Origin of the sequence: Pseudoalteromonas sp. TB51 (genome assembly GCF_000498055.1) — a bacterium.
GTDB lineage: Bacteria > Pseudomonadota > Gammaproteobacteria > Enterobacterales > Alteromonadaceae > Pseudoalteromonas > Pseudoalteromonas atlantica.
The window spans coordinates 1-14,091 of record NZ_AUTO01000327.1; the positions used below are offsets into that span (position 1 = coordinate 1).

Here is a 14,091-nt window from a genome sequence, read left to right on the forward strand (position 1 = left end):
CCCCTGCCATACCGTCTCTTATATTAGCCGTGGCGTCAAAGCCATCCATTACCGGCATTTGGCAATCCATTAACACTAAATCAAAATACCCTTCGTTATGCTCGCTTAAGGTATTTATGGCTTCTTGACCATTTTGCGCCAGTATTACTTCGCAATTTAGCTTTTTAAGCATCAATGTAGAAACATGCTGATTAACGGGGTTATCCTCAACTAATAAAATTTTTGCAGGTGTGTCTGATTTTTCTTTTCTGAGTGACGAAATATACCCTGGGGTCACCAAAGGAAGGGGCTCGGTGCTGTCTGAACTTGTAATAACCGATAACGCAGAAATTAAATCGGCGGTTGTAACCGGCTTAGGAAAATAAGCCTGAAAACCAATTTTTGAGTAGCGCTGAGCGCCTTCCATACCTGCAATACTGGTCATCATTACTAATGGCATGGCTTTATAGTCATCATGTGCTTTAAGCACTTTACACAGCTCCATTCCATCCATTTCTGGCATTTGCATGTCTAGCACGGCAATATCAAACATAGGCTGATCATTTTCTATGCGCTGTGCACATAGTTCAAGCGCCTGTTTTGCACTACTAGCAAGCGTAACATTAGCCCCCCAATGCCCTAATTGCTGAGAGATAACTAAGCGGTTTGTCTCGTTATCATCAACCACTAGTACATTTAACGAACTCATATTGATATTAGGGATAGTACGTTCTTTTTCGATGCCTTCAGCCACTTGCATGGTTGCAGTAAATTCGCTGCCTTTGCCTGGTTCGCTCGCCAGTGAAATTTTACCATTCATTAGCTCACATAACTGTTTACATATTGCAAGCCCCAGCCCCGTGCCTCCGTATTCTCGCGTGGTTGATGCATCCACTTGCGAAAAAGGGGTAAATAATTGCTGTTGTTTTGCTTCGGTTATGCCTATTCCTGAGTCTTTTACTTTTATATTTAGCAGTAGGTCTTGGTCAGTTTTTTCTATAGATGCACTCACCACCACTTCACCCTGACTGGTAAATTTAACCGCATTACTAATTAAGTTGGTTACCACTTGGCGTATGCGCCCGGGGTCGCCCATTAAATGTGAAGGCTCCAAGGAGACTAAATCTAAAATAATCTCAATGCCTTTTTCTTGTGCGGTAAAGGCCTGTGCCTCGGCTATTTCGCCAATTAAGTCGCGCGCATTAAAATGTATATGTTCAAGCTCAACTTTGCCTGCTTCCGCCTTAGAAAAATCTAAAATATCGTTAATAACGCCAAGTAAAGAATGAGCACTGCTTTTAGCAATAGCGACCTTTTTTTCTATTGGTTTACTTAATGGCTCTAACTCTACCAGCTCTAACATGCCTAATACGCCATTCATCGGTGTATGAATTTCGTGGCTCATAGTTGCCAAAAACTGGCTTTTTGCTATAGCAGCATCTTGTGCTTGCACTAAAGCAACCTTTAGCTTTTCAGCGGTTTCTTTACGCTTTTGCGAGACCAAGGTACTACCGACTAACGTAGCCAAAGAGCGCAAGTAGGTTTCTTCGCCTTGCGTCCAAATGTGCTTAGCCCCTACAGTTTCTGCACATAAAATACCTAAATTTCCATCGCCAGATAAAATAACCGCATCCAGCATTGACTGAATATTTAATGGTTGAGTATAACTTTGCGTAAATTCAATGGTTGCTTTATGCGTATATACATCTTCAATTGCCACTAGGTTTTGCTCAAAAACAGCCTCATAGTAACTTGGAAAATCAGCCTTTTTAAGAACGCCGTCAAAATCTACAAAACCATCTTGTCGAGTATATAAACCATGGCACGCCATTTCGTCGCACTGTTTGTTAAATATCCAAATAGAGGCACGCTCAACATTTAATACCTCTACCATCGACTTTATCGTCAGCTTTTTAACTTGCGCAACGTCGCTGTTTTGTACCTCAGGCGAAACCGTTAATGACGCTAAATTTTTGTTATAGGCGTTTGCTTTTTCGCTTTCTAACTCTAGGCGTTTATGTGCATCAATACTTTGAAACGAGCCAAAGACACGCACACATTTACCGTCTTTAAACTCCGCCTGCCCCATCGACTTAACCCAGCGCTCTTTACCGGTATAAGTTAAAATTATCAGCTCAACACTCCAGCTTTCGCCTAAAGTCACCGCACATTCAAACAACGTACTAATTTTATCGCGGTGCTCTCCTGGCTTATAAAAGTTAATGGCAGTATCAATGCTAGGTTCAAACCCGTCGGGAACTTCGTGTATGACTTTTACTTCGTCTGACCAATACATGGTTTGGTTTTCAAGGTTTATTTCCCATGCGCCAATTTGGCCTTGTTTACTCATTGCTTCAAGCAGGTTTTGTTGGCGGGTAATTTCTACTTGAGTATTATGGCGCTCAGTAATGTCTAAAATAAAGCCATCTAAATAAAGAACTTCGTTTTCATCGCCATAAATTGCTTGGCCTTTTTCGTGTACCCAACGAATACTGCCATCATTTCTTTTTACTCTGTATTCAATAGACCAAGGCAGCTTTTGTGCAATACAGGTACTTACCTGCAGCTCAACATCTTGATCGCCATCGTGGATAATAGCGGCAAAGCTTAGTGTTTTATTATTTATAAAGTCATCAGGCGTATAGCCTGTTATGTCTTTTACTTGGTCACTCATGTACAACATAGTCCAGGCTTTATCGAACTTACATCGATAAATAACCCCTGGAATATTTTCCACCAAAGAAGCAAAGCGATCGCGGCTATACTGTAGCTCAGACTCTATTTGCTTGCGCTCGGTAATATCTAAATGTGTTCCAATCATACGACGAGGCGACCCATCTAGGTTCCAGTCGACTACTTTTGCAGTATCGAGTACCCAAACCCAGTGGCCATCTTTGTGTTTCATTCGCGCTTCGCTGACATAGTAATCAGTGTCACCATTAAAGTGCGCTTTTAACTTTTGCTCTGAAATAACCAAATCATCGGGGTGTGCAAACTTATACCAAGTATTAATAGTGGTAGGTTCTAACTCGCTGAGTTTATAGCCTATTATTTCTGCCCAGCGATTATTAAAAGTCACTTTGCTGGTATCTATAAACCAATCCCATATTCCTACGGCGGTGGTATCTATGACTAACTGAAGCTGGGTTTTGTGCTGCTCAAGTTCAAGCTCTTGTAATTTTAATGGCGTGACATCAGTACGAATGGCTATATAGCTTTGCGGTTTACCGTGCTCATCAAAAAATGGCGCTATGGTGGTGTCTACCCAATAAAAGCCGCCATGTTTTGCTTTATTACATATTTGGCCGTTCCATACTTCACCCCGTTTAAGGGTTTTATACATGCTTTTAAAAAAGCCTTTGTCGTGCCTTCCTGAATTAAGTAAACGGTGATTTTGGCCTATAAGCTCATGTTCTTCATAGCCGCTAATTTCACAAAACTTCTTATTTACAAAAGTGATGGTGCCCGCTAAATCTGTTACCGCAACAATGGCATGCTCATCGAGGGCACTTTTTTGTTCATCCAATTGTTTAAACGCAGTTTGCAAAGCAGAGCGCTGCTTTTGCAATATGCTCTGCTGCTCTTCTTTAAATGCCACCATTTTTTGAAGATCTACTGATAACCTATTTAACTCGTGGCTATCAGTTAAAGTAGGCACCTTTACTTTCTCGCCATCGGTAATTCGGGCCATTACTGAGGTAAGCTGAATTAAAGGCTTAGATAAGCGCCGGCTAAACCACCACGCTGCGCATAAAATGAGAAGTAAAGAAACTGCATTTGTAAAAATAGCCAACTGCTTATAATAAGTAGAGTCTTTGAGCATAATGTGCAAAGGTTTTGCTGCTAAAAGTTGCCACCCTTGCACACCTAAAAAATTTAAATCACTAATATATGCATGGTATGTCGTGCCGTTGGCACTGGCGTAATCAAACACTTGCTTACTGGTGAGTGCCGTTTGCGAAAAAACAGGCGCCTCATCTGCATTTGTTACTGAAGAGCGCTCTATTTTATTATTATGTAGTACAAAAAAACTCACTTCGTTGTGCATGTTGTGAATGGTGTTTAAGCTTTTTAAAAGGCCATTAATATTTACTTCTGTGAGAATTACACCCTCTAGTTGTTGCGCCGAATTAAGCAAAGGCATAGCCACAATATTAAACTGTTTGCCATTTAACATAACAGAGCCAAAAGCGGCTGGCGTTGAGGTATTAACCGAATTTATAAGCGTACTAAGCTCACCTTTGTTTATCTGCCCGTAAGGCGAGATAATGGGCTGCTTAAGTGCCGATGCAGCGATAATTTCTATACTGTTTACAAAGTCATATTGATTAACAAAATGATTTATTAATTTGCTTTGTTCAAGCGGGAAGTTAGAAAGCTGATTTTTAAAGGTATATAAATCAGTAAGGTGATCATCAAACCATAAATTAGCAAACTCTGAGGCGATAGAGCTTAATTCATGAAGCTCTGCATTTGCATTTTTTTGCAAGGTATTATTAACGTGCTGTAAGCTAAACCAGGTCAGCAAGCAAAGTGGAACAATAGCAATAACTAAAAAAGTAATGATCAGCTTACTACGCACAGACTGAGCTGTGCCATTTAGCAGCCCATACTTTTTTCCTTCAACCATGCTATATATCCAATAACTGTAATTGTATTATTTATTACCTATATTAATGCACTAAAACCTAAAAGACGCAAGTTTTAGCCCGCAAAGCGTTTAAAATACATCACATAATTACAGTTTAAACATCAATAAGTTGCAATTAAAATTTACACGTAAAAATAAGCAAGAACGCAAACCGTGCATATTTTAATTTTTAGCTGGTATTTATTTCATTATTATAAAAATTAAAGCGCATTACTCATACGAACTTTTACTGACTTAAAGCCACTAAATTTTTAAACTTTATTTAAGGGTCTAAAGCTTAGCGTGTTGTTCGCGGTTTTATATACAGTAGTTTGCTTACACAAAGGGTCACATTTTATAAATTGATAAACACCTGTTCTATCACTTACAATCGCTGTAACTGCTTATTATAGAGATTACTTTTGAAAATCTGGTTACGTCGAATTCACTTATACCTTGCCTTACTAAGTGGCCTTTTTTTGTTAATACTCAGTATTAGCGGCGCCATTTTACTTTATGCAAATGACATACAATATTATATTCAGCCCGATAAATGGCAGGTAGAACCACAAACCAAAACGCTTAGCCACGCAGAGTTAATCCGCGCAGTACAGCAGCAAACAGATAAAAAAATCACCCGCTTTATGCCCCTTAGTAACCCTAATGCCAGCTGGCAATTTAGATTAGGTGATGGCAGTAACGCCAGTGTGAACCCGTATACAGGCAAAGTAATTTTTCAATACCAAACAAATGACACGCTGTATGGTTTTACCCTTGCTTTGCATCGCTGGCTATTATTTGAAACAGCCTCTGGTGAAAAGCCGCTAAAAAACGTGGTCTCTGTATGCGCCCTATTATTAATAATAAATGTGTTAGTGGGTTTTTATTTATGGGTTAAGCCTAAAAACCGCCTAAAACGACTGGCGATTAAACCTAAAGCCAAATTTAAAGTACTTATGTATCAGCTACACACCGTGATGGGTGTTTATGTTTTATTACCGCTATTGCTTATAGCCTTTACAGGTATCACCTTTAATTGGAAAAGCGCGACCAAAACATTAGTAGAAACCGTGGCATTTTCTCAAGTACAAAATAGGCCTAAAGCGCCAAAAGTGATAGCAAACTCAACAGCAAGTACTAACTACGACCAAGCAATAAATAAAGCCCTTGATGTATTTCCTGAGGGGATTTTGTATCGTATTTACTTACCTAAAAAACACAATGACCCAATCGCTTTACGCCTACAAAACCCAGGAGAAAGCCATGCTTATAGCTGGGTGTGGGTAAATCCATACAACGCTAAAGTGCTTAGCGCGTATGATGCCAGTAAAGCAAATGTAGTCACCCATATATGGAACTTTAAATATGTGTTTCATACTGGCGCATTTGCAGGGCCGATTGTAAAATTTGTATGGCTTTTAGTATCACTGTCGTTAGCATTTTTTATACTCAGTGGTGTTTATTTATGGTGCAAACGGCACAAGTGGGTATAGCATTACCCTTTAAATGAAAATGCAAAACTGTACATAAACCAAGCAATAACGCAAACTTAAATAAGAATCAAAACCAATTGTAAATTAATGATTTTTATAGAAAAACTTGCAAAATACGCAAATTTAACTACACTGTGCACAATTAAAATAGTTAAGGTGATTTATCATGAAAGGTAATCAAAAAGTAATCGATGCATTTAATACTTTGCTAGCCAATGAGTTAGCCGCAATTGACCAGTATTTTATTCATTCACGCATGTATGATGACTGGGGTTTAGATAAATTATATGTACGCCTTAACCATGAAATGGAAGAAGAAAAAGATCATGCTGATTGGCTAATCAAACGCATCTTGTTCTTAGAAGGCGTGCCTAACATGACTAAACGCCGTGACCTTTTAATTGGTAACGATGTAAAAAGCATGATGCAAAACGACTTAACACTAGAGCTTGAAGTAGTTGCATGTGTTAAAGAGGTAATTGCTATTTGTGAAGAGCAGCAAGATTATCAGTCTCGCGAAGTGTTAGAAAAGCTATTATTTGATACCGAGGAAGATCACGTTTATTGGTTAGAGCAACAACTTGGTTTAATTGATAAAATTGGTACGCAAAACTACCACCAAGCACAAATGGGCGAGTAAGGAGCATAAAGTATGAAAGGCGATAAAGACGTTATAGCAGCTTTAAATAAAGTACTCGCTAATGAGCTTGTGGGTATTAACCAATACTTTTTGCATGCCCGTATGTTTAAAGACTTTGGTTTTAGCCAGCTTGATAAAGCAGACTACAAAGTTTCAATTCAAAAAATGAAAAACGCCGATCGTTTAATCGAACGTATTTTATTTTTAGAAGGCTTACCTAACTTACAAGACCTAGGCCGTTTACGCATTGGCGAAAACAGCGAAGAAATGATTGCCGCAAATATGAGCTTTGAGCTTGATACAATTGATGATTTGCGCAGTGCAATTAAATTAGCTGAAAACAAAAAAGATTATATTAGCCGTGAAGCACTCGACAATATTTTGAACGAGCAGGAAGAACAAATTGACTGGCTAGAAACCCAGCAATTACTTATTCAAAATACAGGGCTTGAAAATTACTTACAGTCTCAACTGTAAGGTAAATTTAGGTCATAAAAAAAGCAGCTTTATAAGCTGCTTTTTTTGTATCTGAATTTTGTAATAACGAATTAAGCGACTTGATCGGTAATATCTGCAATCTCAATAAGTTTGCGATTTAGGATCTTTTTAGTACAACAACAACACTTACCGCATTGGCTGCCTACTTTAAGCTCTTTAGTTAATTCACGCATGGTAGTTGCACCATCGTCAATTGTTTGCTCAATTTTTTTATCGGTCACCCCGTGACAAAGACAAATATACATGAATACAAACTACTCTCAATTTCATTTAGTAGGTGCATATTAATCTAAACAATAATGGTTATCAATTGTTTGTGAAATAAAAAGTAGTTATTTTTCAAAAGTGATCAGTGCCACTTAAATCGAGAATTCACGGCGCGTTGAGAACTTATTGATTTATAATGAAATATGGCACTTAAATTGAGATTTATTAACTAAATTACACTCTAAAAATAATTATGTTTTTTATTAGGTAAATTTCTTAAACAACGAGAAATCGCTTGAAAACATCTATTACAGTAAGTGATTTGAATTGATAATTTGCCTATCTGTTATACGAAAGCTAATCGGTTTACTTCGAGGTAGAGTTTATTTAGGCCGATGCTTTGCGGAGTAGCAACAGCGCATCTTTATTTTTCATTACATAAAGAACTTGTATTCATGGGCAGTTATAGCCTTGGATTGCATCACTCAATAATTACCGGCGGTCTGCTCTGTGCCATAAGCCGACCTTGAGACACATAGAGATTAAGACTGCAAAGATACGAAAGCGGAAGTTAGCTTTGGCCTGTTTAACGACAAATATTCCGACAAAGCAGTCATGACTATTAGTTTATTGTTAAATCTAATCTTTCTTTTCGTTCATCTACTCAATAACCCCACGCTAAACGTGACTTTAGCGTGGGGTTAGAGTTCACAGTAATTTTATCTGGATAGCTCTTTTATTTTTTTCTCTGAAAACCAGCGATATAAAACAGGTAAAACAAATAATGTTAACAGTGTTGCAGTTACCAAGCCGCCAACAATAACACTCGCTAATGGGCGCTGTATTTCTGCACCAACACCATTAGACATTAACATCGGTATCAAACCTAAAGCTGATGTTATAGCAGTCATAAGTACAGGTCTTAATCTTGAAGTAGCGCCTTCAAAAACGGCTTTAGATGCTTCTAGACCGTCTTTAATACGTTGGTTGATACTTTCTACCATAACGACCCCATTCAATACCGCTACACCAAATAAGGTAATAAAGCCAACGGAGCTTGGTACAGACAAGTATTGTCCAGATAAATATAAGGAGAAAACTCCGCCAATTACAGCAAGCGGCACGTTGACCAATATCAGCATAGCTTGACCAACAGAACCAAAGGCAAAGTAAAGTAGTAGTGCGATTAGAGCTAACGATAAAGGTACAACTATAGCTAACCTATTTTGAGCACGTTTTTGACTTTCGAACTGGCCGCCAATCGAAACAGAATAACCTGAAGGTAAGTCAACCTTTTCAGCAATTACCTTTCTGATATCGGCAACCACGCTTCCCATATCTCGATTTTGTACATTTGCTTGGATAACGACTCTTCGTTGTACATCATCGCGTCTAACTTGTGGTGGGCCTGACTCAAATGAGACTGAGGCTACGTCACCCAGTCGCACCCAAGCACCAGTAGGTGATTGAAGCCGAATATCAGCAATAGCTTCTTTGTTACTTCGGTACTCTTCCTCTATGCGAACGTAAATATCATAACGTTCATTACCATTGATTATTTGTCCGGCTTCAACACCACCAATACCATCACGCACAACCTCCATTATGTCACTCACAGACAATCCAAAGCGTGATAGTTCTTGCCTGTTAGGACTTATCACCAATTGCGCTTCACCAGCAATTTGCTCCAATGCAACATCCCTTGCACCTTCAATGTTTTTAATTGCTGTTTCTATTTCTTGACCTTTAGCCGCCAGTACCTCAAGTTCAGGCCCAAACAACTTTATCGCCAACTGAGCCTTAACACCAGATAGTAGCTCATCGACACGAGTCGCAATAGGTTGAGAAAAGTTGAGTAGCAACCCAGGGAATTCTTCTAAAGATCTCTCCATTTTTCCTTGAAGTTCATATCGATTAGATGCACTGGTCCACTCAGAAACAGGCTTCAACCCTATGTAAATTTCGATGTTATTCACAGGCTCTGGGTCTCCACCTATTTCTGCTCGACCAATTCGGCTTAATGCATAGGTTACTTCAGGGAAAGCCATTAGTTTTTCTTCTAGAATTGGTGCCACAGTGAGCGCGGTATCTAAACTGGAAGAAGGTGCAAGCGTTGCTCTTAAGTTTATCGTCCCTTCTTCTAACTCAGGTACAAATTCAGTACCAATTAATGGAACTAATGCAAAGGCAGAGAAAACTAATATAAGTGCGGCTGAAATGACTAATTTGGTGCGTTTTAGTGCGAATGTAAGCCCTTTTCTGTAGAGTTTGTCTAATGGCCTAAGAACAAAGCTTTCCCTCTCTTTTACACCTGACTTAAATAAATAAGTAGCTAAAGCGGGTACAACAAACAACGCAACCACAATAGCAGATATAACAGCTAAAATGATGCTTATTGCCATAGGTTGAAATAACTTTGCCTCAACACCTTCAAAGCTAAATAAAGGCGTAAATACGACTAAAATAATAGAAGCTGCAAAAAATACGGGACGAGCCACTTCTTTACCCGCATTTTGAAGACGTAACTTAATACCATGCTCATCTTGTTCTACATCATGTGGATCAGTATCAGCACTAGGCACTCTTTCTTTTACAGTTTTTAAATGGGTAGAGTCTGGTCTATTTAAATGCTTAAACATGTTTTCAACCATCACGACTGAACCATCAACTAGCATACCAATGGCTACGGCAATGCCACCCAATGACATAAGGTTTGCAGAAATGCCCCACCAAGCCATGATCATTAACGCGATACCAATTGAAATTGGAATAGATATTAGGACAAGGAAGGTTGCACGTATATTCATTAAAAATAGTGCTAATACAATACAGATGAAAATAAATGCTAGTAATAGTGCATCAACTACTGTATCAACGGCTTTTTCAATCAAATCAGCCTGATCATAAAATGGTTCAAAGCGAACACCTTTAGGCAATGCTTGATTAATCAATGGGATTCTTGCATTGATACCATCAATGGTGGCTTTAGTATTAGACCCCATGCGTTTTAAGACAATGCCAGAGACAACTTCACCTAAATTTTCGACTTTACCGTTTTCGGTTTTGCGCGTCATTGTGACAGCACCTTGACGAATTTCACTGCCCATTTCAACTTTAGCAATATCCGAAACCGTCACAACTGTCCCATCAACTGTTTTGACGGGAACTTGTTTGATATTACTAATACCAGCGTCACCACTTTCAAACCAACCTGCACCTCTAATAACAAGCTGCTCTTGCCCACGGTTCATATACCATCCGCCAACATTGGCATTGTTGTTATCTAGGGCACCAACAACGTCTTCTTGCGTTAGGTTATAAGAAAGAAGCTTAGATGGATCTACATTTACTTGGTACTGCCTAACAATACCTCCAAAGGAGAGTACATCAGTAACACCATCGACAGGCATAACGAGTAATTTTACTACCCAATCATTGAGACTCCTGAGTGCCATAGCATCATAGCCTGCATCTTTATCTGAAATAAGAAGGTACTGAAATACTTGGCCTAGCCCTGAGGTGTTTGGCCCCATTTCGGGTGTGCCGACACCTTCTGGTATCAGTTCTTTTGCGGCTTGAAGACGCTCAAATACAAGTTGTCTTGCAAAGTAAATGTCGGTGCCTTCTTTGAAAACAACCGTGACGCCAGACAAGCCTGTTTTAGAAATTGAGCGCACTTGTTCTACATCAGGTAAGGCATACATGACCGCTTCAATGGGGTACGTAATGAGTTGTTCAACTTCTTCAGCAGCTAGTCCTGGCGCTTCAGTATTTACAGCAACTTGAACATTAGTAACATCAGGAAAGGCATCTAAATTTAGTTTTGGTATAACCATAATTGCGCCGACAATTGTGGCAAACAGCGCAATCAAAATCAGGAGTCTATTATTAACAGACCAATCTATTATTTTATTAAACATAGTCTTGCTCCTTAGTGGTTATGCGGATCAAATCCGCCTTTAGCGATTTCAGAAGCAACAAAAAATGCGCCTTTGGTTACAATTCGCGTCCCACTATCAAGGCCAATGATTTCCCTAAAATCACCTAAGGCTCGGCCTAGTTCTACTTCTACAGCTTTAAATTCTCCAGGGTGGTCTTCGACAAATACGGTCCAATCACCATCTGCGCTGCGGATCAATGCTTCTTCTGGCACAGCCATCACTTTCTGCTTTGTGGCAAACTGAAAGTAAACTTTTACAAACATACCTGAATGAAGGTTATCATCAGCATTCTGTACCCCCAATCTAATAATTCTTGTACGAGTTACGGGATCAATTGTATGGGCTTCTTGGATAACTTTGGCATTGTAACTCTGGCCTTCTAATTTAAGTACCGCAGGAGAATCAATTGATAAATTTAGCTTTTTATTTGGAGAAACTTTTGCTTCAACCCATAGTTGTTTTTCATCAGCTAACAACATGACTGCATCCCCAGCATCAACACGTTGCCCTTGGATAAAGTCGTCTTGAAGCACGACACCTTCACGGTGCGCCGTTAATGCATATTGTCCAAATGCTTTAATGTCTTTGTTAGAAATACCATTTATTGCTTTTTCAGTTAACCCTAAAGCAATGAGCTTGCCATAGCTCGCATTGTATGTTGTTTCAGCTTGTAATAATCGACTTTCACTCACCGTCTTATTACCCAGCTTTTTTACACGTTGCCATTCGGTTGAAGCGATTAAATAGTCAGCTTGTGCTTGTGCCATTGCTTCACTAAATAATGTAACTAACTTCTGACCTATTTCTACATACTCGCCAAGCGCTGCATGGCGACTGATAATGACTGACTCTGTACGTGGTGATACCACATAACTTTTATAGCCATTAGCTTTTATTTCGCCAGGTGCATATACGGAGCTAAATTGATATTCAGGCTTAACACTTTCCACTTTAATGTTAGCAAGCGACATCTTCTTTGGATCAATAGTGATACCTTCTTCATGTTCTTCTTCTCCCTCTTTATTACCACCTTCATGGCCGTGCTCGTCATGGTCACCTTTATCTTCTTCATGTCCCTTTTCGTGTTCATGCTCATCTTGATGTTCTTTTTCTTCTTGTTTCGAAACGTTTGTGACAGAACCAGTTCCATCTGACGACTGTGCAAAAGCATCATGATTTGTACTAAACCCAACTAACAGGCTGCTAATTACTACGGCTAAAAATTTTTTACTAATTACTGTATTCATTTTTGTAACCTATATTTTTAATAAATTTAAGATTTCGTTTTTCGCTACTGAAAAAACAAAGCGCTCAAATCTCAAATTTGGATAACTGACCCATACTTAAAATGAAGGATATTTCTGCAAGCTTGAATTGATTTTCCAAACGTATTCCTGCATGAAGCCCTTCCGCACGTTGATTTAATGCAAGTAAGTAGTCAGAAGTATTAATGTCACCAGCTTCCCAGCGCTTATTTAATAAGTTTTCGCTGCTATCTAATCTGCCTTTTGTCAGTTTTTGCCATTGCTCATAATATTTTTTACTGACAATAAGCGATTCATAATTAGCTTTTGCTTCAAATGACTGCTTTCGATAAACCGACCGAAAGTTAGCCTCTGCTGCAATTGCTTCTGAATAAGCGGCTTTAACAGTATCTGAATAGTTATTTCTGATATTTAAAGGCATTGAGAAAGTCACGCCAATCAAGTCTTCATCTCCACTTTTCCCTGCGTTAACTCCAATGGTTGGATTGGCTTTAGATTCCATAGTGGTTAGTTGAGCTTTAGATTGTTTTATCTTCCATTGCGCTCTAGCGAGTTTAACTTTTGGATGTTCCTCAACCCACTGAGAGTTAAATGAATAGTTTGTTGCTCCAAAAGTAAATGAAAACAAATTGGTAGTATTAGGCGTCCAATCAGGCAATAACTCCTGAACATTTACCTCTGCATTTTTCAAAGCAATTTGCGACTCAGATATTCCACTGAAAACTTGGGACAAGTTTAAATAAACCAGTTCAGCGTCAAGTGGCTCTAGAAGTCCTGCTTTTCGCTTATCTTCAATAATTCCAACGAGCGTTTGTAATTGATTTTCTCTTACTGAAAGTAACTGAGCCACCTTTTTTGCTGCTTGCCAATTAACTATTGCAGTTAAAGCGTTAGCCTTTTTAGAATCGAGTAGAGATAACAATTGTTGCTGGTTTGCATAAACACCAATTTCACCAATGCTTTTATTTGCTGATTGCTTATCCCAAAAATCAATCGTTTGACTGATACCAATAGAATAATTATCAAAATCACCCTCTTTTTCATAGCTTGCTTCAAGCTCTGGGTTATATACGGCTTTAGTTAAGCTCTTGGCTCTATGATTACTTGCATTAAGTAACTCTTTAGCCGCAACAACTTCGGGATCTTTATTTATTTGACTATCTAGCCATGAAATACTTTTCTGTTTGGCATAAGTGGCAACTGAAAAACTCACAGCCATACATAAAGACAGGACTAAACCTGCATTTTTTAAATATATATACATAAAAATTCTTAATTTTAAAATTAATAAACACGAAACCTTTATCCATTATTAAAGGATAAATAGGTCATTAAAAATTAATCTAATTAAGAAATAGGCGGACGAAGTATCGCTTCAAGAAAGGTACTTGTTTGATCAATTTGATAAGGCGTTTTATTGATAATGTTTAGTTTGCCC

At 38.7% G+C, this 14,091-nt stretch carries 8 protein-coding genes; 3 read left to right on the plus strand and 5 right to left on the minus strand.

Annotation, left to right across the window (positions count from 1 at the left end; genetic code table 11):
- On the minus strand, nt 1-4,609 hold a 4,609-nt coding region (locus L650_RS0120525; protein WP_029774247.1), incomplete at its 3' end, for a PAS domain-containing protein.
- A 422-nt stretch (nt 4,610-5,031) separates the two neighbouring features.
- Here L650_RS0120525 and L650_RS0120530 point away from each other — a divergent pair.
- The 3 genes from L650_RS0120530 (at nt 5,032) to bfr (L650_RS0120540) (ending at nt 7,219) form a co-directional block, all read left to right on the plus strand.
- The gene (locus L650_RS0120530) at nt 5,032-6,102 is read left to right on the plus strand and encodes a PepSY-associated TM helix domain-containing protein (protein WP_029774248.1); all 1,071 of its coding nucleotides are present in this window, start codon (nt 5,032-5,034) and stop codon (nt 6,100-6,102) included.
- A gap of 166 nt (nt 6,103-6,268) precedes the next feature.
- The gene (bfr, locus tag L650_RS0120535; protein ID WP_024031963.1) at nt 6,269-6,742 is read left to right on the plus strand and encodes a bacterioferritin; all 474 of its coding nucleotides are present in this window, start codon (nt 6,269-6,271) and stop codon (nt 6,740-6,742) included.
- A 12-nt stretch (nt 6,743-6,754) separates the two neighbouring features.
- Complete coding sequence (gene bfr, locus L650_RS0120540; protein WP_004588793.1) at nt 6,755-7,219, plus strand: bacterioferritin; 465 nt, start codon at nt 6,755-6,757, stop codon at nt 7,217-7,219.
- Nucleotides 7,220-7,290: 71 nt separating this feature from the next.
- Here the strand turns inward: bfr (L650_RS0120540) and L650_RS0120545 are convergent, their stop codons facing one another.
- The 4 genes from L650_RS0120545 to L650_RS0120560 form a co-directional block, all read right to left on the minus strand.
- Nucleotides 7,291-7,485: a (2Fe-2S)-binding protein gene (locus tag L650_RS0120545; RefSeq protein WP_004588794.1), complete on the minus strand. Its 195-nt coding sequence runs from the start codon at nt 7,483-7,485 to the stop codon at nt 7,291-7,293.
- A 681-nt stretch (nt 7,486-8,166) separates the two neighbouring features.
- The gene (locus L650_RS0120550) at nt 8,167-11,367 is read right to left on the minus strand and encodes an efflux RND transporter permease subunit (RefSeq protein WP_029772416.1); all 3,201 of its coding nucleotides are present in this window, start codon (nt 11,365-11,367) and stop codon (nt 8,167-8,169) included.
- A gap of 11 nt (nt 11,368-11,378) precedes the next feature.
- Nucleotides 11,379-12,635 (minus strand): efflux RND transporter periplasmic adaptor subunit, encoded by a 1,257-nt coding sequence (locus tag L650_RS0120555; RefSeq protein WP_029772415.1) that lies wholly within the window; start codon nt 12,633-12,635, stop codon nt 11,379-11,381.
- A gap of 64 nt (nt 12,636-12,699) precedes the next feature.
- The gene (locus L650_RS0120560; protein WP_029772414.1) at nt 12,700-13,917 is read right to left on the minus strand and encodes a TolC family protein; all 1,218 of its coding nucleotides are present in this window, start codon (nt 13,915-13,917) and stop codon (nt 12,700-12,702) included.
- Nucleotides 13,918-14,091 lie beyond the last annotated feature (174 nt).

What these genes read in the sequence shown, in the direction of transcription:
- L650_RS0120545 (WP_004588794.1), bottom strand. Translation starts at nt 7,485, where the DNA reads ATGTATATTTGTCTTTGTCACGGGGTGACCGATAAAAAAATTGAGCAA.
- L650_RS0120555 (WP_029772415.1), bottom strand. Translation starts at nt 12,635, where the DNA reads ATGAATACAGTAATTAGTAAAAAATTTTTAGCCGTAGTAATTAGCAGC.
- L650_RS0120560 (WP_029772414.1), bottom strand. Translation starts at nt 13,917, where the DNA reads ATGTATATATATTTAAAAAATGCAGGTTTAGTCCTGTCTTTATGTATG.
- bfr (WP_004588793.1), top strand. Translation starts at nt 6,755, where the DNA reads ATGAAAGGCGATAAAGACGTTATAGCAGCTTTAAATAAAGTACTCGCT.
- bfr (WP_024031963.1), top strand. Translation starts at nt 6,269, where the DNA reads ATGAAAGGTAATCAAAAAGTAATCGATGCATTTAATACTTTGCTAGCC.
- L650_RS0120550 (WP_029772416.1), bottom strand. Translation starts at nt 11,367, where the DNA reads ATGTTTAATAAAATAATAGATTGGTCTGTTAATAATAGACTCCTGATT.